Raw genomic sequence first — 18,950 nt, 5'->3', positions numbered from 1 at the left:
CCTCAAGAGTGCCCGGTGACAACATCCATCTGTTGCCCAAGACACTTCAATTGCGAACCCTCCTGCACTGGAGGGATTTGTTTTGTCGAGCTGCGCAACGGCAGGCATCTGCGGGTTGTATCGCAAGGCCCGTGCCACCTTCTTCAAATCGCCATCAAGCCTTTTGACATCAAGGGTTGCAGGTTTTTCTTTGTCACCAAACGGTTACGGCAAAGTGGCGGATTTCCGCCCATCGACCAGACCTCGTCCTACAAATTGGCGGATATCCGCCTTGTTCATCATCAGGCACCACGGCTACCATCCGCCGTTCAATGGACGGACCTGCCTTCTATGCGCGAACGCACCATCGCCAGTCATTTCGCCCGTGCCGCCCTCGGTGGCGCACGCCGGCTGGGTTATGACTATTCAAATTTGCTGCAACAACTCGGCATCAGCCCGGAGTTGCTTGAAGAGCCACGAGCGAGAATCGCGCCTGAACAGTTCACCCGATTGATCCAGGGACTGTGGCTGGCACTGGACGACGAATACCTGGGCTTCGGGCCGGTCCCGAGCAAAACCGGCAGTTTCGCGATGATGTGCCATGCGGTGATCCACTGCCGCAATCTGGAGAAAGCCCTCCACCGCGGCATATTGTTCTATGGCTTGTTCCCCGACAGCCCGCGTCTGACCCTGACCCGCGAAGACGACATGATTCGCCTCAGCCTCGACGATTCGCAGTTCCGCGACCCGGACCACTTCCTCACCGAGAGCCAGCTGATGGTGTGGCATCGACTCGGCAGCTGGCTGATCGGCCAGCGCATTCGGCTGGAACAGGCGACGTTCAGCTACCCAAGGCCCGAGCACGGCGCCGAGTACGATTTGCTATTCCCCTGCCCCATGGCCTTTTCCACGGCTCAGAGCAGCCTGTTGTTTCACAGTCGCTACTTGAACATGCCACTGCTGCAGGACGAACGGACGCTCAAACATTTCCTCGAACGCTCCCCCGCCGACCTGTTGTCGCGCCCGGATGACGGTGACAGTTTGAGCAGCCAGTTGCGAAGGTTGCTCAGCCGCGACAGTTCACACTGGCCGGACCTGGAAGCGGTGGCCGCGCACTTGCACATCAGCCCGCAGACCTTGCGTCGGCATTTGCGTGAAGAAGGGTCGAGTTTTCAGGAGTTGAAGGACCAGTTGCGCCGGGACATTGCGATTTATCACCTGGGGCGTGCGGACCTGTCGTTGCAGCAGATTGCCGAGCAACTGGGGTTTTCAGAGCCTTCGGCGTTTCATCGGGCGTTCAAGAAATGGACCGGGTTGACGCCTGGGGCCTACCGCGCGCAAGAGAATTAAGATCAAAAGATCGCAGCCTCGTTTCACTCGACAGCTCCTACGGGGTTTGGCGTACACCTGTAGGAGCTGTCGAGTGAAACGAGGCTGCGATCTTTTGATCTACCGCTACTACTGAAGATCGAGCCTATCCAGCGCCCGATTCACCGCCAGTTCACCCAGCATGATGATTTGCGCAATGCCCAACAGCGAATTGCGACTCGTCCCCTCCATATGATCCGCGAGATCCATGGTCATGACATTGGCCGAGGCCAGCGACTCGCACGCATGGGCCAGCAGGGTTTCGGTATCGAGCTCCGGGTTGACGATGAACATCGTGCTGGGTGTGCGCGGGGTTTCAGGCGGATTGGGGGTGATCTTGAACATTTGAGCTCCTAGAGTAATGGAGCCGCTACGCATCGCTGCTAAACGAAAAAGGGGTGGCGGCTGTACGCGGGTTAGCAGACCAGGACTCTAGAACCCGGCGCACCGAAGTGCCCCACGCAAAGCCGCCATAACATCTACGGCGGACGCTGTACGTCTAGAGATGACCCGAGCTGCTAAACCCGATCGCTGATGGTCAGCGACAGGGAAACGATAGAGCCCCAGACCCAAGGCGCACAAGCCGGCGGATTCTGGCGTAGTCGTAGGCAGCGGCGCAAGGATGTGTAGCCTGCGTGAGTGTCTGGAGATGTGTTTTAAACACTAACTATTTCATTGCTTACACGGGCCTCTTCGCGAGCAAGCCCGCTCCCACATTTGAACGAGTTATTCAGGAGAAATGCGATCGAATGTGGGAGCGGGCTTGCTCGCGAAGAGGCCCGTAAGAACACCATCAAACCACCGGAAAATGAATCCGAAACGCCGCCCCACCCATGGGCGAGTCCCCCAGCGTCAGCTTCGCGCTGTAGCTTTCAATAATGTCCTTGACCACCGCCAACCCAATCCCCTGCCCCGGATGCTGCCGATCCAGCCGCTCGCCCCTTTGCAGAATCCGCGCCCGCTGATCCGGTGGCACGCCCGGCCCATCATCCTCGACACACAACTCAACCCCGCCAAGGCTTTCACGCACGCTAATGCGCACTTCGCCGAGGCACAGGCGATAGGCGTTTTCCAGCAGGTTGCCCATCATTTCCAACAAGGCGCCCTGCTCGATTGGCACGTAACACGGGTCTGGCAGATCGAAGGCGACGCGCACGCGTTTGTCGCGGTAGACCTTGTCCAGCGTGTCGCACAGGCTTTGCAGCACCGGGCGCAGGCGTACCTGATGGCGTACCAGGCCGCTTTTGCGCAGGCTGGCGCGTTGCAGTTGATAGCTGATCTGCTGACTCATGCGTTCGATCTGGGTTTGCAGCACCCAGGCCTGATTACGATCGGCCGGGCGCTGGGCCATGTCTTCGCTGACGCCTTGCAGCACGGTCAGCGGGGTTTTCAGGCTGTGGGCCAGGTCGTCGAGGGAATCGCGATAACGGCTGCGCTGTTCACGCTCGCTGTGCAGTAAGCGGTTGAGGGAGCCGGTCAGGCGCAGCAGTTCGCGCGGGTGTTGTTCGCTGAGGCTTTCGCGGGTGCCGCTTTCGATCTCGTCCAGTTCCTGACTGAGCCGGCGCAACGCCTGCAAGCCCCAGGTCAAACCGATCCACAGCAGCGCGAGCAACACCAGCAAGGCGGCACCGAATCCGAGGTAGAGGTTTTCCCGCAGGCCCTCGAGGGTGGCTTCGTACTCACGTACCGGTTGCAGCGCGACGATGCTGAACGCCGCGCTTTTACCGCCGAGCAGTTTGACTTCGACGTCGTAGACGAAGAATTCCTGACCGTCGGCCTCGCGAATTCGGGCGAACTCGTTGCCGCGTCCGTCGTAACGCGGTTTGTAGTTGATCTTCTCTTCGCGGGTGGCTTTCGAACGCCACACCAAGTGAGCTTCGCGGTCGTAGATGTAGCCGAGCAAACGGCTGTCGGTCAGGTTGAAGCGCTCGTCGGGCAACTGCGCCGGCATTTGCAGGGTGTTATTTTCCACCCGCGCAGCGGAGATCAGCGTGGTGACGTCCGACGCCAGGCGTTGTTCGATCGAGTCCTGCAACGCCAGGCTGAACGCGCCCTGCATCGCCGGCAGCAACGCCAGCATGAACAACACCGCCAGGATCGTGGCGGCGAGCATCAAACGGACACGAAGGGAACGAATCAAGTGCAGCGCTCATTGAACAGGTAGCCGAGGCCACGCACGGTATCGATCGGTTTGAAGCCGGCCGGACCTTCAAGTTTGCGGCGCAGACGGCCGACCAACACTTCGATCACGTTCGGATCGCGCTCGTCGTCGTCCGGGTAGAGCTGCTCCATCAAGCGGTCCTTGGCCACCACTTGCTGGTGATGCCGCATCAGGTACTCGAGGATCCGATACTCGTAAGCGGTCAGCGCCAGCGGCTGTTCATCGAGGGACGCCTGTTTGCGATTGAGGTCCAGCAGCAACGGCCCGGCGACGATGGTCGACTGGGTGAAACCGCTGGAGCGGCGCAGCAAGGCATTCAGGCGCGCATCGAGTTCTTCGAACTGGAACGGCTTGACCACGTAATCGTCGGCGCCGGCGGCGAGGCCTTCGACCTTGTCCTGCCAGTTGCCGCGGGCGGTGAGGATCAGGATCGGGAACGTCTTGCCGCGCGAGCGCAGTTGACGAATCAGGTCGAGCCCGCCCATGCCCGGCAGGCCGAGGTCGATCACCGCCAGGTCATGGTTGAACTGCTCAGTCTGGTACAGCGCCTCTTCGGCATTGGCCACGGACTCGACCACGTGGCCGCTGTCCGTCAGGCGGGTTTGCAGGTGATGGCGCAACAGCGCTTCATCTTCGACGACCAGCAGTTTCATAACGCTCTCCCAGGCAAATCATCATCTCCAGAGGCATGCGTACCTCGATGGCTAACATGGCGACGCCGGATCAGTCTTTTGGATTGATCCGGCGCAGGCCTTTTCGGACGCGCTTCTTAGAAAGCGTAGTTCGCCGACAGGTAGGTCTGGGCGCTGCTGGTCAGGTCCAGCGAACCCTGTTTGCTGCCACCGCGCTCGCTCATCTCGGTGCTGGCGTTGCTGCGCAGGTAACGGTAACCCAGTTCCACCGAGGTATTTTGCGAAACCTGTTGCAGGACACCCAACTGGCCGCCGATGGCGTAACCGATGTCGCTGTCGCGGCTGAAGCCTGGCGACTCCTGAGTCATTTTGGTCAAACCGGCCGTGGCGCCGCCGAACAGTTTGGTGCTGCCGCCCACCGGGTAGAACAGATCGTAGCTGCCCAGGAGGTTTTCCTGACGCAGTTTAATGCCATTGTGTGAGCCCGACACGTTGTCGTAGGTGGCGTAGTAGCGGCCCTGGCTGTTTTGCTGGCCTAGACGCACACCCCAGGTATTGTCCTTGCCGATCACGCCGTCTGCGTTCGGGTGGTTGAGATTGTCGTTCAGGGCGTGAGACTTTTTGACCTTGTCGCTGGTCTGTCCAAAAGTAAGGCTGGCGAAATTGTCGTCGGAAGCGAAAGCCGCGGTACTCCCGCTCAGGACAGTGAAAGCCAGAAGCAGTTTTTTGAAGCCAGTCATAGGGGAGTTCCTTATGCGCTATGTGCTATTTGGGTACGGGGCAAGGTTACTCACCCGGCCCTGAACTCCCCCTGAACGCACTCTGAACCTGAGCTGAATCAAATCGACTAGGCTGTTTTGATAACTTTTGCAGGAGATCCGACGATGCGTATTTTCCTCGCCCTCGTATTACTGGCCTTGAGCGGGCTCAGCCAAGCCGCGATCAAGACTCAGGAAATCCCCTATCAAAGTGCTGACGGCACCAAGATGATCGGCTACTTCGTCTATGACGACGCCATCAAAGGCGCACGCCCTGGCGTTGTGGTGGTGCACGAATGGTGGGGGCTCAACGACTACACCAAGCGTCGCGCCCGTGACCTCGCCGGTCTGGGTTACAGCGCGCTGGCCATCGACATGTATGGCGATGGCAAAAACACCGAACATCCCAAGGATGCCATGGCCTTCATGCAGGCAGCGTTGAAAGACAGTGCCGCGGCGAGCGTGCGCTTTCAGGCCGGGCTCGATCTGCTGAAGAAACAACCGCAAACCGACCCGAACAAAATCGCCGCTATCGGTTATTGCTTCGGCGGCGGCGTAGTGCTGAATGCGGCACGTCAGGGCTTGCCGCTGGCGGGCGTGGTGAGTTTTCACGGTGCGCTGGCGACTAACACGCCTGCAACGCCTGGCAGCGTGAAAGCGAAAATTCTTGTTGAGCATGGGGCGATGGACAGCATGGTCACGCCGGATAACGTTGCAGCGTTCAAGGCTGAAATGGACAAGGCCGGGGCTGACTATAAGTTCGTCAGCCTGGAAGGCGCCAAGCATGGGTTCAGCAACCCTGATGCGGATCGCCTGAGCCATGGTGATCATGCAGGGCCGGATATTGGCTACAGCAAGGCGGCGGATGAAAAATCCTGGGCGGATATGCAGGCGTTTTTCAAGAAGATTTTTGGTTGATCAGGTAGACCGCGGCGCGGCCATCGTCGGATCGCCGCGACGCCAATCCAAAGCTTTGTACTACCCAGCCTGAGAGCAACCCGGCAAAATGCCCCACATGAATCGCGCCCCCGCCCTCCCCGTCTGCTGCACTCCACTCGATGCCCATTGGCCGCTGCCGTTTGCGCTGCCGGATACGGTGCTGTTGAGCACTCACTTCGATACCTCGCAACTGGCCAGCGATGATTTCCAGCGCAGCGCCATCGAGCCACCGCCCACCATCCAGCGTTCGGTCGCCAAGCGTCAGGCGGAGTTCCTCGCCGGGCGGGTTTGCGCTCGGGCTGCGTTACAACAGTTGGAAGGGCTGAGCTTCATCCCGGCCATCGGCGAGGACCGGGCACCGGTATGGCCGACGCACATCACGGGCTCGATCACCCACAGCACCGGCCGGGCCTCGGCGATTGTCGCGAAGAAAACCCACTGGCGCGGCCTGGGAATGGATCTGGAAAACCTGCTCAACCCTGAACGGGCCGAACGACTGGCCGGGGAAATCCTCACCCCGCCCGAGTTGCAACGCATGACCGCTGGCCGTCGCGATCAGTTGGCGATGCTGGTGACCCTGACGTTTTCGGTGAAGGAAAGCCTGTTCAAGGCGCTGTATCCGATCGTTCAGCAGCGCTTTTATTTTGAACATGCCGAAGTTCTGGAGTGGGCGGAAAGCGGTGAAGTGCGGCTGCGGCTGCTGACTGATTTGTCCAGCGAATGGCGCAATGGCACTGAGCTGGATGCGCAGTTCGGGGTGGTGGATGGGCAGTTGCTGAGTCTGGTCAGCATCAAGGCCTGAATATTTATAGCGTCTGTGAGGGCCCCATCGCGAGCAAGCTCGCTCCCACATTGGATCTATGCAACACCACAACCCCCTGTGGGAGCGAGCTTGCTCGCGATGAGGCCAGAACAGACACCAACAATCTCACCGCTTCTCCTGATTCCTCGGCCAGCTCAGGCTGAAACACGCCCCCCCCAAACTCTTGCTCTTGCTGATCAACGCCCGGCCATCATGCCAATGGATGATTCGCCGCACGATGGACAGCCCCAACCCATGCCCACCGGAGGCGCGGGTGCGACTGTCATCGAGGCGCAGGAATGGTGTAAAAATCTTCTCCCAGGCTGTTTCCGGTACGCCCGGCCCGTCATCCTCGACATCCACCCGACAGCGCTGCTGCCCGACCTGATAGCTGACGGTCACCCGTGATTGAGCGTGGCGCATGGCATTGCTCACCAGATTCTGCAACGCCCGGTGCAGGTAACGCGGCTCGGCCTCGACCCAGGCGTCGTCGTTGTCAGCGGCGGACAAACACAAACCGCGCCGGACCGTGACCTCGGCGCGTAACGGCGCCAGTTCTTCGATCACCTGATTGACCAACGCATCCAGATCGATCCGCTGAAAGTTCAGCGCCGGTGAACCCTGCTCCAGTCGTGCGTAGGTGAGCATCTCGTCCACCAGTCGATCGAGATCCTCGATGTCGTGGTCCATGCCTTCACAGTATTTTTCCAACGCCTGCGGCGTGGTGGCCGAGCCGATCATTTCCAGACCAAAACGCAACCGCGCCACGGGTGTGCGCAGCTCATGAGACACGGCGCGCACCAGCTCACGCTGAATCGCCAGCAGTTGCTGCAAGTGCTCGGCCATGCCGTTGAACGCCGAGGCCAGCCGTCCCACCGAGTCCGCGCCGCGTGCCGGCACGCGGGTTTCCAGGCTGCCCTTGGCGATGCGCGTGGCGGCCGCTTCCAGGCCACGCAAGCGGCGCTCAAGTTGGCGCACCAACAAATAGACGATCAAACCGATCAGACTCAAACCCAGGGCGGCGATCAGCACCAGCCACTCCGGCGGATAAGGATTCATCTGATACAACGGGCCAATTTCCAGCACCCACGGCGTACCGACCATGCCGGCAAACACCCGGATCGAATCGCCGCCCTTGCCCAGCGCCATCACCGTGTCGCCCTCGGACACCCGGCGACTCTGGTCCTCGTCCATGTCCGCCTGTTCGATCGTCACCAGCCGCAAGTCGAAACCAAACCCTTTATCGCGCTTCAACTGCGCCAGGCGCTCGGGTTGCTCGGCCACCGGGTAGCGCACCAGTTCGTCGGCCAGCAGGTAAATAGTCGCCCGGGCCAGTTGTTCGCTGATCTGTTGGACTTCACCGGTCAGCACCAGCTGTTCCTTGTCGCTGACCAGTCGATACACCTTCGCTGCATGCGGACCGGTCTGCTCCACCAGCGCCTGACCGCGGAGCACTCGGGTGCGCTGGGTGAGGTCGAGGTCGGTTTGTGCAAAGGTTTTCAGCGCCAACGGAATGCCCAGCAAACGCTCCCACACCAGCAAGGCCCGGTGCCGCTCGGTTTCGTTCATCGGGTTCAGATTGTCGGCCATCAGCGAGAACGTGCCGTGGGCGAGGCGTTCGCGGTATTGCTCGCCGCGCACCTGGTTAAGCAGGTGCAAGGCCAGCACGCCGAGTACGGCGACCAGAATCAGCGCCGCGCACATGCCGCCGTAGATGCGCAGGAAGATCGAGTTCACAGGGTGCAGGCTTCCGGAACGAACAGATAACCTTTGCTGCGGATGGTCTTGATCAGTCGTGGATGCTCCGGGTCGTCGCCGATTTTCGGACGGATGCGTGAAATGCGCACGTCGATGGAACGGTCCTGGCCGTCATAGCCAATGCCACGCAGTGCGGTGAAAATCTCTTCCCGGGACAGGATGCGCCCGGCGTTGGCGACCAACAGCCAGAGCAAGTCGAACTCGGCACTGGTCAGTTCGATGCCGTTGTCATTCAGCCAGGCTTCGCGCAATGCGTTGTCCACTACCAGCGGCCCGAACTGCAGACGCCGTTGTTTTTCCGGCGCCACTTCAGGGGCTTCACTGCGTCGCAACAGGGCCTGGATGCGCGCCAGCAGCAGGCGTGGGCGAACCGGTTTGCACACGTAGTCGTCGGCACCCAGGTCCAGGCCAAGAATCTGATCGGTGTCGTCGGAGCGGGCAGTGAGCATCAGGATCGGGCCGTCATACTTGTCGCGGACCTTGCGGCAGATGCTCAGGCCATCTTCGCCCGGCAACATGAGGTCGAGGATCACCAGGTCCGGTTTCTCCTTGATGATGCGGGCCGCGGCCAAGGCGCCGTTGCCCTCGATCGATACGCGTAGGCCATTGGCTTCCAGGTAATCGCGGGTCAGTTCGGCCAGACGCTGGTCGTCCTCCACAATCAATACCTGCCAGGCTTCTTGCTCCACGGTGACCTCTGCTTGCCAACAACACTTAATAAGGAAGGATCCACCCGTCTTTTTGTAATGATTGGGGAGGATAAGAATGCGTACGCACTGGCCGATTGTATAAACGCCGCCCGCCGAGAACACAAGCCGGTAAATGCGTTCGGACAACCCGGATTTTTGTGATAGGGTTCGCGCCCTTAAAAACCCGAGCGACTGTTTTCAATCGGTGAAAATCAGTGAAAAACGGTCCGCTCCAGCTAGGTCGCGGCCTACACGCTCGTTCCACGTTTCACACACAATTTACGCACAGGTTTATCCACAGGTAGTACGTTGCAACACCCTCCAAAACGCATTATCTTGTACCTCGTCGCGAAAAAAACCCTACATGTAGGGTTTTACGCCAAAAACCAAACACAAACCGGATACCGATTTCAAGCGCTTTTATTGCCTCTTTCCGGTTGAACCAAACGTATTTTCGAAAGACCAAACCGCGCGTGCGGATGGCTACTGTTTTTGAGCCGAAAACGGCGTTAACGGTACGGGTGTTGCAGTCAATTACTGTCACCCAAAAGGATCCCGGTTTCAGGTTCAAGGCCTGGGACTAAAGACTTCGGCATGGAAGCGGCGCCCCAATTGCCCCTTCCTGATCTGTCCCGAAGTTGGTATGCCCGGCCCCTCGCCGGTTGTAGTGCTTCAGGACGGAACGGTGGGCACCGTGATGGTGCCCAAACAAACATAGAGAATGTGGAGACAACCCCCCATGCAAACCGACACAACTCGCGAGAACCCGCAGGGCACCTTGCCGCAGGCCGCTGATTCGACTTCGGATCTGTCCGCCACCGCGCCTGGCCAGCTGCGCGTGATCAAGCGTAACGGCACTGTCGTTCCTTACACCGATGACAAGATCACCGTCGCTATCACCAAAGCGTTTCTCGCAGTTGAGGGCGGCACCGCTGCCGCTTCGTCGCGAATCCACGACACCGTTGCCCGTCTGACCGAACAAGTCACCGCGACCTTCAAGCGTCGCATGCCCTCGGGCGGCACGATCCACATCGAAGAAATCCAGGACCAGGTCGAACTGGCCCTGATGCGTGCCGGCGAGCAGAAAGTGGCGCGCGACTACGTGATCTACCGTGACGGTCGTTCGAAAGAACGCGCCGCCCACGCACCGGCCGAAGAAGCCGTCAACGCTCATCCGTCGATCCGCATCACCCGCGCCGATGGCACCTTTGCTCCTCTGGACATGGGCCGCCTGAACACCATCGTCACCGAAGCGTGCGAAGGCCTTGCAGAAGTCGACGGCGACCTGATCCAGCGTGAAACCCTGAAAAACCTGTACGACGGCGTGGCCCTGACCGACGTCAACACCGCTTTGGTGATGACCGCCCGTACCCTGGTTGAGCGTGAACCGAACTACTCGTTCGTGACCGCTCGCCTGCTGATGGACACCTTGCGTGCCGAAGGCCTGAGCTTCCTGGAAGTCGCCGAAAGCGCGACCCACCACGAAATGGTCGACCTGTACGCCAAGGCCTTGCCTTCGTACATCGCCAAGGGTATCGAATTCGAATTGCTGAACCCGATCCTGGCGACCTTCGACCTGGAAAAACTCGGCAAGGCGATCAACCACGAGCGCGATCAGCAGTTCACGTACCTGGGCCTGCAAACCCTGTACGACCGTTACTTCATCCACAAGGACGGTATCCGCTTCGAACTGCCGCAAATCTTCTTCATGCGCGTGGCCATGGGCCTGGCGATCGAAGAGAAGAACAAAGAAGACCGTGCAATCGAGTTCTACAACCTGTTGTCGTCCTTCGACTACATGTCCTCGACCCCGACCCTGTTCAACGCCGGCACTCTGCGTCCACAGCTGTCGAGCTGCTACCTGACCACCGTGCCGGATGACCTGTCGGGCATCTACCACGCGATCCACGACAACGCCATGTTGTCGAAATTTGCGGGCGGCCTGGGCAACGACTGGACCCCGGTTCGTGCACTCGGTTCGTACATCAAGGGCACCAACGGCAAATCCCAGGGCGTTGTTCCGTTCCTGAAAGTCGTGAACGACACCGCCGTCGCCGTTAACCAGGGTGGCAAGCGCAAAGGCGCTGTCTGTGCCTACCTGGAAACCTGGCACATGGACATCGAAGAGTTCATCGAACTCCGTAAGAACACCGGTGATGATCGTCGTCGTACCCACGACATGAACACGGCCAACTGGATCCCTGACCTGTTCATGAAGCGCGTCTTCGATGACGGCAAGTGGACCCTGTTCTCGCCGTCCGAAGTTCCAGACCTGCACGACCTGACCGGCAAGGCCTTCGAAGAGCGTTACGAGTACTACGAAGCCCTGTCCGAGTACCCGGGCAAGATCAAGCTGTTCAAGACCATCCAGGCCAAAGACCTGTGGCGCAAAATGCTGTCCATGCTGTTTGAAACCGGCCACCCATGGCTGACCTTCAAAGACCCGTGCAACCTGCGCAGCCCGCAGCAGCACGTCGGCGTGGTTCACAGCTCGAACCTGTGCACCGAGATCACCTTGAACACCAACAAGGACGAGATCGCCGTTTGCAACCTGGGCTCGATCAACCTGCCGAACCACATCACCAACGGCAAGCTGGACACCGCCAAGCTGGAACGCACCGTGAACACCGCCGTTCGCATGCTCGATAACGTTATCGACATCAACTACTACTCGGTGCCACAAGCGAAGAACTCCAACTTCAAGCACCGTCCGGTCGGTCTGGGCATCATGGGCTTCCAGGACGCGCTGTACCTGCAGCACATTCCTTACGGTTCCGACGCTGCCGTCGAGTTCGCCGACAAGTCGATGGAAGCGGTCAGCTACTACGCGATCCAGGCTTCCTGCGACCTGGCCGACGAGCGCGGCGCCTACGAGACGTTCCAGGGTTCGCTGTGGTCCAAAGGCATCCTGCCGCTGGATTCGCAACAGATCCTGATCGAGCAACGTGGCCAGAAGTACATTGACGTTGACCTGAACGAATCCCTGGACTGGGCACCGGTTCGTGCCCGTGTGCAGAAAGGCATTCGTAACTCCAACATCATGGCCATCGCACCGACCGCGACCATCGCCAACATCACTGGCGTATCGCAGTCGATCGAACCGACCTACCAGAACCTCTACGTGAAATCGAACCTGTCGGGCGAATTCACCGTGATCAACCCGTACCTGGTTCGCGACCTGAAGGCTCGCGGTCTGTGGGACTCGGTCATGATCAACGACCTGAAGTACTACGACGGTTCGGTGCAACAGATCGAGCGCATCCCGCAAGAACTCAAAGAGCTCTACGCGACCGCTTTCGAAGTGGACACCAAGTGGATCGTTGACGCGGCAAGCCGTCGTCAGAAGTGGATCGACCAGGCTCAATCGCTGAACCTGTACATCGCCGGCGCATCGGGCAAAAAGCTGGACGTGACCTACCGCATGGCCTGGTACCGTGGTCTGAAAACCACTTACTACCTCCGTGCCCTGGCCGCAACCAGCACCGAGAAATCGACCATCAACACCGGCAAGCTGAACGCTGTTTCCAGCGGCGGCAACCACGGTGAAGATTCGGTCCTGGCAGCGCCTGCCGGCCCTGCTCCAGTGCCGAAGGCTTGCGCCATCGACGAGCCGGATTGCGAAGCTTGCCAATAAGCTGAGCCGGTGAGCGCTGAAAGGCGCTTACCTGGATAACCCCCGATCGGTCCTCTGGATTGTCGGGGGTTTTCTTTTGCCTGCCTTTCAAGATCAAAAGATCGCAGCCTCGTTTCACTCGACAGCTCCTACAGGGGCCCCCTATTTCCTGTAGGAGCTGTCGAGTGAAACGAGGCTGCGATCTTTTTGCCAGCCATAAAAAAGCCCCTCGATTGAGGGGCTCTTTGTGCAGCGCTTTCAGCCAACCCGCATCAGGTCATCTGAATGATGGTTTGCATGATGGTGCTCTGAGTCGAGATGGTCTTGGCGTTCGCCTGGTAGTTGCTCTGTGCCTTGATCAGGTCGACCAGTTCATTGGTCAGGTTGACGTTGGACTCTTCCAGAGAGTTGGAGTGGATCTCGCCCAAGGTACCGGTGTTCGGCGCATCGTAGCCCGGGATACCCGACGAGTAGGTTTCTTTCCAACTGGTGCCGCCTACAGGCTGCAAACCTTGTTCGTTGGTGAAGCTGGCGAGCGAGATCTGGCCGATGGGCTTGGTCTGGCTGTTGCTGAAGTTGGCCAGCATGACACCGCTGGTGTCGATGGTCAGGTTGGTGATCTGGCCGGTGGCGTAGCCGTTCTGCGTAGGAATCGAACGCGCGGTGTCAGCGTTGTACTGCGTGGTTTTGTCCATGGAGACCGTAACGACGCCGGACGCAGCGCCGTTGGCTGTCCACACGCCATTGGTCACGGTACCCGGAATCCAGCCGGTGACTTTCAGGTCAGGGCTGACAATCGGCAAAGGGGCAGCTGGAGTGGTGACGGAAACCAGTTTGCCTGACGAATCGAACGCCATGGTCGAAGCGACAGGAGGAGTAAGAGTAGGGTCGCTGCCATCCGGGTTGCGACCCTCGATCAGGGTGTAGGTCTTCCAGGTGTTGTCAGCAGTCTTGACCATGAATTGGTCCATGACGTGCTTGTTACCCTGGGTATCGTAAATAGGGGTACTGAACTGCTTGGTGAAGGACGCTTCCTTGGACGGGTCAAACGGATTGGTAATCTGGTTGATGATGGGAGCTGTGGAGTTCAGGTTGATCGTCGACGAAACCGTGGAGGTGTTTTTTGGCGCCAGGTTCGACGTATCGATGCGCAGGTCAGTCAAAACGCCATTGAGGATCTTGCCATTGGCATCCACGCCATAACCCTGCAGACGCGCAGAGCCATCGGTGTTGGTAACGTAACCGTCTTTGTCGACCTTGAACGTACCGGCACGGGTGTAGGACATCGAACCATTCTCGCTCAGCACGAAGAAGCCGGAACCGTTGATGCCCATGTCCAGCACATTGCCGGTGTTGTTGACGTCGCCCTGGGTGAACTGCTGGGAAACGTTGGCCAGGCGCACGCCGTTACCGATGGTTTTGCTGCCGGAACCCAGCTTGGTGGCCGAGTAAACGTCTTCGAATTCCGCACGGGACGATTTGAAACCGGTGGTCGCGACGTTGGCGATGTTGTTGCCGGTCACGTCCAGTTGTTTGTTGGCTGCATAGAGACCGCTAAGGCCGATATTGAAAGACATATTCCACTCCTTTGTGCCGTGTTAGTCGGCTCTACATACCAATAGTTTGTACTTTGGACAGCGCGATGCTGCCCGCCCCGGCTAGGTTGAGCATCAACTCACCGCCTGTCTGGCTGATGGTCACGCTGTTGACCGTTGCCGGCAGGTACGTCACCAGCGAGGTCGCCTTGCCGTCGTAGGTCGCCGTAGCGCCGAAGGTATAGGTACCCGCCTTGGCCACTTCGCCTGCGTCGTTTTTGCCGTCCCAGATGAAAGTGGAAGTACCGGCGACTTCGCTGCCCAGGTCGATGGTGCGGACAACCTTGCCATCGGCATCGGTGATCTTGACCTTGACCGGGTCCACCGACGCCGGTACGGCAATGGTGCCGCTGAAACTCTTGGAGGTATCGACCACCGCCGTGCCGCCCGGTGCAATAACCGAACGCCCGACCAGCGACGACGCCTGCAACGCCTGGGACGAGTTGTAATTGCTCGCCAGGCCACTGACGGTGTCGTTGAGCGTGGTGATACCTTCCAGACTGCTGAACTGGGCCAACTGGGCGACGAACGCACCGTTGTCTTGCGGTTCCAGCGGGTTCTGGTTTTTCAGTTGCGTTACCAGCAACTGCAGAAACGCGTCCTTGCCCAGGGCCTTTTTACCGGTGGCGCTATTCGTCGCCGACGCCAGGCCATCCGTCGTGGTGCTGGTCTTGATCGAGGAGTTGGCCAGGATGTCCTTGAGGCTCAAACCACTGGTGGTATCGGTAACACTCATCTGAGTCGCCCCTTATCACTGACCGAGGGTCAGGACCTTTTGCATCATGGTTTTGGCGGTGTTCATCATTTCGGCGTTGGTCTGGAACGAACGGCTCGCGGAAATCATGTCAGCCATTTCTTCCACCACGTTGACGTTCGGGTAGTAGACGTAGCCCTTGGCATCGGCCGCCGGATGGTTCGGCTCGTAGCGCGCTTCAAGGTTGCTTTGGTCTTCGACCACGCCCAGCACTTGCACGCCTTGACCGGCGGCGTCCTGGTTCTGAAACAGCGAGTCACTGCCGCCGCTCTGGCCGCCCTGGAACATGGTGGCGAATACCGGGTGCCGTGCACGGTAGGTCTGGTCGATGCTCGACGAGACGGTTTCGGCGTTGGCGATGTTCGAGGCGACGGTGTTCAAGCGAGTGGTTTGCGCACTCATGCCGCTACCGGCAATGTTGAAAACACTGGATAGGGACATGGCTTACTCTCCACGAAGGGCTGACACCAGCCCTTTGAATTTGCTGTTGAGCAGGGTGAAGCTGGCCTGGAAGTTGACCGCGTTTTCCGCGTAGTTCGACTGTTCCAGCTGGGCGTCCACGGTGTTCTGGTCGATCGACGGTTGCATCGGCGTGCGATACAGCAGCGATTCGTCGCCATTGCCCAGGCCTTCGGCTTCGATATGACGGCTGTTGGTCATGTTCAAGGCGAAAGTGCCGCTCTTGGTCTTCTCGTTCTGCTCGGCAAGCACTTTCGAGAAGTCCAGATCCCGAGCCTTGTAGTTCGGGGTGTCGGCGTTGGCGATGTTGTTGGCCAGGACTTCGGCACGCTGAGCGCGGAAGCCCAGGGCTTGTTCGTGGATACCGAGCGCTTTATCGAAGCTGATGCTCATGTCGGAAACCTTCGGGTGACCTGATTTTTCGTAACAGGGACATAGCAAGCGTCGTGCCAATTCAAAAAACCCCGTAAACTGGGGCTTTGCGGGCAGTGGCAACGTGGCAATGCCAGAAAAGCGGCAACCGATTTCCGCCGCCTGCCGCTTTTCTGCCGCTTTCCTGGATTGCACCCGCCCCCCTGTAGGAGCTGCCGAAGGCTGCGATCTTTTGATCTTGATCGTAAAAAACAAGATCAAAAGATCGCAGCCTTCGGCAGCTCCTACGTGATGCAAAGCGGCAGGCATAAAAAAAGGGAGCCCTTAAGGGACTCCCGTTTTTTTTGCCTGCCGCTTTTGCATCACTTCGCCTGGTAAATGATCCCCGGGCTGCATTGGACCATCTGGTAATGATCCGGCAAACCGTTCAGCGCCTCGGAAGCACCGAGGAACAGATAACCGCCTGGCTTCAACGTGCTGTGAATGCGCAACAGGATGTCCTTCTTCACCTCGGCGGAGAAGTAGATCAGTACGTTGCGGCAGAACACGATGTCGAACTTGCCGAGGCTCGCGTAGCTGTCCAGCAGGTTGAACGAGCGAAACTCCACCCGGCTCTTGATCGGCGCCTTGATTGCCCAGCGCCCTGGCCCTTTCGGGTCGAAATAACGTTGAAGGCGCTCGGGCGACAGGCCACGGCCGATGGCCAGGCTGTCGTACTCGCCGGTCTTGCAGTTGGTCAGCATGGTGCCGGACAGGTCGGTGGCAACGATCTGCACGCCCATCTTCAACTGGCCCATGTTCACGCGCTCGAACTCATCGATCGACATCGACAGCGAATACGGTTCCTGACCCGACGAACAGGCCGCCGACCAGATCCGCAGACGCTGGCCGGGGGCGGCCTTGATCGCTGCGGGCAGCACCTTGTTCTTCAAGACTTCAAACGGATAGGTGTCACGAAACCACAAGGTTTCGTTGGTGGTCATGGCATCCACCACCATCTCGCGCAAACCGCTGCGCGGCTGGGTCTGGATGCGCTGGACCAGCTCACCCAGGGACTTGATGCCTTGCTGTTCCATCAGTTTGTTGAGACGGCTCGAGACCAGGTACTGCTTGTTTTCACCGAGCAAAATGCCACAGGCTTTTTCCAGGAAGACCCGGAACTGTTCGAAATCCAAATTACCCGTAGACAAAGATGCCGCCTCTTAAATCGTATTAACCGTTAGGGGCAGAAGGCCCCTAGCTGATGTCTGCTGCTTTGATCCGGTTGACTACCCGGGATGCCAGGTCATCAGGACGGAATTTGGCAAGGAAGTCATCGGCACCGACCTTCTTGACCATCGCCTGATTGAATACACCCGACAACGAAGTATGCAGGATGATGTGAAGCTTTTGCATGCGAGGGTCGTTGCGGATCTCGGCCGTGAGGGTGTACCCGTCCATCTCCGGCATCTCGATGTCGGAAATCATCATCAGGAACTCTTCTTCCGGCTTCTTGCCCTCGTCGACCAGCTTGCGCAGGTAATCCAGCGCTTGCCGACCGTCGTTCAACGCCACCACTTCGACTCCGACCGTCTGCAGGCAACGGGTCACCTGCTTGCGCGCCACCGACGAGTCATCGACCGTCAGTACTCGCAAAGAGAGCGCCTTGTGCTGGGTTTCGACATCCACCACGCCAACGGAAATCGCTTCCGGTGTCGGCGCCACTTCTGCCAGCACTTTCTCGACGTCGATGATTTCGACTAACTGATTGTCGACCCGAGTCACAGCCGTCAGGTAATGATCGCGTCCCGTGCCCTTGGGGGGCGGATGAATCTCCTCCCAATTCATGTTGACGATGCGTTCCACCGACCGCACCAGGAAACCCTGGGTCTTGGTGTTGTACTCCGTGATGATCACGAAGGGATTGCTTTGATCTTTCAGCGCACCGGAACCGGTCGCCATCGCCAGATCAAGGATCGGAATGGTCGCCCCCCGAATATTTGCCACACCGCACACGACAGGACTGGACTTGGGCATCAGAGTCAGTTTGGGGCATTGCAGCACCTCCCGAACCTTGAACACGTTGATCCCATACAGCTGCTGGCCGTCGAGACGGAACAACAACAGCTCAAGGCGATTCTGCCCTACCAGTTGCGTGCGCTGGTTTACCGCATCCATTACACCAGCCATGCACAGACTCCTACACCAACGCTTAAGTGTGTTGCGACGCACATTCATCACTAAACGGCACGGCGCTTGCTTTTTAACTCTTATGAACACAGAACCGACATTTTTCCGACGCCTGACATCAAACGCCCGCAAATTGCTTTGCGCGGTGTCGGCCGTCTGCCTGTTCAACGCTGGCTGCCCTGCCCTTGCTGACGCGGTTACCTTGCCTGACATGCTTATCGGCGTCACTCAGGGCTTTCTTGAATTCACCGTAGAAGACTATTTGGCAACCAGTCAAACGGAAGGCCGCTACGAGATCGAGGTCAAGCAGCTCGATCCACGGCTGCGCATGCCCATGTGTGACAAGGAATTGACAGCCACGCTTGAGAGTCCGGCAAGGCCGCTGGGGCGGGTTACCGTCAAGGTTGCTTGCGAAGGCACGTCCCCCTGGACCGTGTTCGTACCCGCTCAAGTGCGCCTGTTTCGCGACATTGTGACCACCACCCGTGCGCTGCGGCGCGCCGGCATCGTCGAGCCTCAGGATGTGACCCTGCGCGAGCGCGACATCAGCCTGATCAATCAGGGTTACCTGACCTCCGTCGACCAGGCGATCGGGCAGAAGCTTACCCGACCAATGGTCGCCGACCAGGTCATGACCCTGGTGCACATGGAACAGGCAGAAGTCATCAGCAAGGGCGACCAGGTGGTGATTACCGCCCGCAGTGGAACGCTCAGCGTGCGCATGCCGGGTGAAGCGCTGTCCAACGGCGGCTTGCGCGAACAGATTCGGGTGAAAAACCTCAACTCCCAGCGGGTCATCAAGGCGCAAGTCACCGCGCCCGGCCAGGTGGAAGTGGCCATGTAGAACTCTCTGCTTGTGAAGATGTGGCGCGCCACTCGACTGTTCCCTAGACTGTGCCCTA

The 18,950-nt window shown here is 58.9% G+C and carries 17 protein-coding genes; 5 read left to right on the top strand and 12 right to left on the bottom strand.

Annotated elements, in window-relative coordinates; all coding sequences use genetic code 11:
- Positions 1-330: 330 nt before the first annotated feature.
- The gene (locus ACMXYH_RS08165; RefSeq protein ID WP_415766789.1) at positions 331-1,329 is read left to right on the top strand and encodes an AraC family transcriptional regulator; all 999 of its coding nucleotides are present in this window, start codon (positions 331-333) and stop codon (positions 1,327-1,329) included.
- A 108-nt stretch (positions 1,330-1,437) separates the two neighbouring features.
- On the opposite strand, the gene ACMXYH_RS08160 is transcribed toward ACMXYH_RS08165, so the two are convergent.
- The 4 genes from ACMXYH_RS08160 to ACMXYH_RS08145 all read right to left on the bottom strand — a co-directional run bounded on the left by ACMXYH_RS08160 (position 1,438) and on the right by ACMXYH_RS08145 (position 4,880).
- Positions 1,438-1,692, bottom strand: a complete 255-nt coding sequence (locus ACMXYH_RS08160) for a DUF6124 family protein (protein ID WP_149631650.1) — start codon at positions 1,690-1,692, stop codon at positions 1,438-1,440.
- Positions 1,693-2,140: 448 nt separating this feature from the next.
- Positions 2,141-3,487: an ATP-binding protein gene (locus tag ACMXYH_RS08155; RefSeq protein WP_129437583.1), complete on the bottom strand. Its 1,347-nt coding sequence runs from the start codon at positions 3,485-3,487 to the stop codon at positions 2,141-2,143.
- A complete protein-coding gene (locus tag ACMXYH_RS08150) occupies positions 3,484-4,161 on the bottom strand; it encodes a response regulator (protein ID WP_008029360.1) in 678 nt (225 codons plus the stop codon). Before ACMXYH_RS08150 ends, ACMXYH_RS08155 begins: the two co-directional genes overlap by 4 nt.
- A 116-nt stretch (positions 4,162-4,277) precedes the next feature.
- Positions 4,278-4,880: a hypothetical protein gene (locus tag ACMXYH_RS08145; RefSeq protein WP_415766788.1), complete on the bottom strand. Its 603-nt coding sequence runs from the start codon at positions 4,878-4,880 to the stop codon at positions 4,278-4,280.
- Positions 4,881-5,024: 144 nt separating this feature from the next.
- Here ACMXYH_RS08145 and ACMXYH_RS08140 point away from each other — a divergent pair, with 144 nt between their 5' ends.
- Together ACMXYH_RS08140 and ACMXYH_RS08135 are read left to right on the top strand one after the other, a co-directional pair.
- Positions 5,025-5,816 (top strand): dienelactone hydrolase family protein, encoded by a 792-nt coding sequence (locus tag ACMXYH_RS08140; RefSeq protein WP_415766787.1) that lies wholly within the window; start codon positions 5,025-5,027, stop codon positions 5,814-5,816.
- Between the two features lie 97 nt (positions 5,817-5,913).
- Positions 5,914-6,639, top strand: a complete 726-nt coding sequence (locus ACMXYH_RS08135) for a 4'-phosphopantetheinyl transferase family protein (protein ID WP_415766786.1) — start codon at positions 5,914-5,916, stop codon at positions 6,637-6,639.
- A gap of 126 nt (positions 6,640-6,765) precedes the next feature.
- Here ACMXYH_RS08135 and ACMXYH_RS08130 read toward each other — a convergent pair whose 3' ends face one another.
- Both ACMXYH_RS08130 and ACMXYH_RS08125 read right to left on the bottom strand, forming a co-directional pair.
- A complete protein-coding gene (locus tag ACMXYH_RS08130; protein ID WP_415766785.1) occupies positions 6,766-8,376 on the bottom strand; it encodes an ATP-binding protein in 1,611 nt (536 codons plus the stop codon).
- Positions 8,373-9,086 (bottom strand): response regulator, encoded by a 714-nt coding sequence (locus tag ACMXYH_RS08125; RefSeq protein ID WP_415766784.1) that lies wholly within the window; start codon positions 9,084-9,086, stop codon positions 8,373-8,375. Before ACMXYH_RS08125 ends, ACMXYH_RS08130 begins: the two co-directional genes overlap by 4 nt.
- A gap of 739 nt (positions 9,087-9,825) precedes the next feature.
- Here ACMXYH_RS08125 and ACMXYH_RS08120 point away from each other — a divergent pair.
- Positions 9,826-12,720 carry a ribonucleoside-diphosphate reductase subunit alpha gene (locus tag ACMXYH_RS08120; RefSeq protein WP_129437593.1) on the top strand — a complete coding sequence of 965 codons (2,895 nt, stop codon included), beginning with the start codon at positions 9,826-9,828 and terminating at the stop codon, positions 12,718-12,720.
- A gap of 251 nt (positions 12,721-12,971) precedes the next feature.
- On the opposite strand, the gene flgE is transcribed toward ACMXYH_RS08120, so the two are convergent.
- The 6 genes from flgE to ACMXYH_RS08090 form a co-directional block, all read right to left on the bottom strand.
- A complete protein-coding gene (flgE, locus tag ACMXYH_RS08115; protein ID WP_415766783.1) occupies positions 12,972-14,276 on the bottom strand; it encodes a flagellar hook protein FlgE in 1,305 nt (434 codons plus the stop codon).
- A 31-nt stretch (positions 14,277-14,307) separates the two neighbouring features.
- Complete coding sequence (flgD, locus tag ACMXYH_RS08110) at positions 14,308-15,030, bottom strand: flagellar hook assembly protein FlgD (RefSeq protein ID WP_415766782.1); 723 nt, start codon at positions 15,028-15,030, stop codon at positions 14,308-14,310.
- Between the two features lie 15 nt (positions 15,031-15,045).
- Entirely contained in the window at positions 15,046-15,489 is a 444-nt protein-coding gene (gene flgC / locus ACMXYH_RS08105; protein ID WP_007937507.1) for a flagellar basal body rod protein FlgC, read from the bottom strand.
- Between the two features lie 3 nt (positions 15,490-15,492).
- On the bottom strand, positions 15,493-15,900 hold the full coding sequence (gene flgB, locus ACMXYH_RS08100) for a flagellar basal body rod protein FlgB (RefSeq protein WP_007980125.1): 408 nt from the start codon (positions 15,898-15,900) through the stop codon (positions 15,493-15,495).
- A 341-nt stretch (positions 15,901-16,241) separates the two neighbouring features.
- Positions 16,242-17,069, bottom strand: coding sequence for a protein-glutamate O-methyltransferase CheR (gene cheR, locus ACMXYH_RS08095; RefSeq protein ID WP_008147958.1), 828 nt, complete (start codon positions 17,067-17,069; stop codon positions 16,242-16,244).
- Positions 17,070-17,115: 46 nt separating this feature from the next.
- Positions 17,116-18,048 (bottom strand): chemotaxis protein CheV, encoded by a 933-nt coding sequence (locus ACMXYH_RS08090; RefSeq protein WP_008147956.1) that lies wholly within the window; start codon positions 18,046-18,048, stop codon positions 17,116-17,118.
- An 82-nt stretch (positions 18,049-18,130) separates the two neighbouring features.
- Here ACMXYH_RS08090 and flgA point away from each other — a divergent pair, with 82 nt between their 5' ends.
- Positions 18,131-18,892, top strand: coding sequence for a flagellar basal body P-ring formation chaperone FlgA (gene flgA / locus ACMXYH_RS08085; protein WP_046046517.1), 762 nt, complete (start codon positions 18,131-18,133; stop codon positions 18,890-18,892).
- Positions 18,893-18,950 lie beyond the last annotated feature (58 nt).

It is taken from the genome of Pseudomonas frigoris, assembly GCF_047758635.1.
Taxonomy (GTDB): Bacteria; Pseudomonadota; Gammaproteobacteria; order Pseudomonadales; family Pseudomonadaceae; genus Aquipseudomonas; species Aquipseudomonas frigoris.
This window is presented reverse-complemented; position numbering and strand designations above follow the sequence as displayed.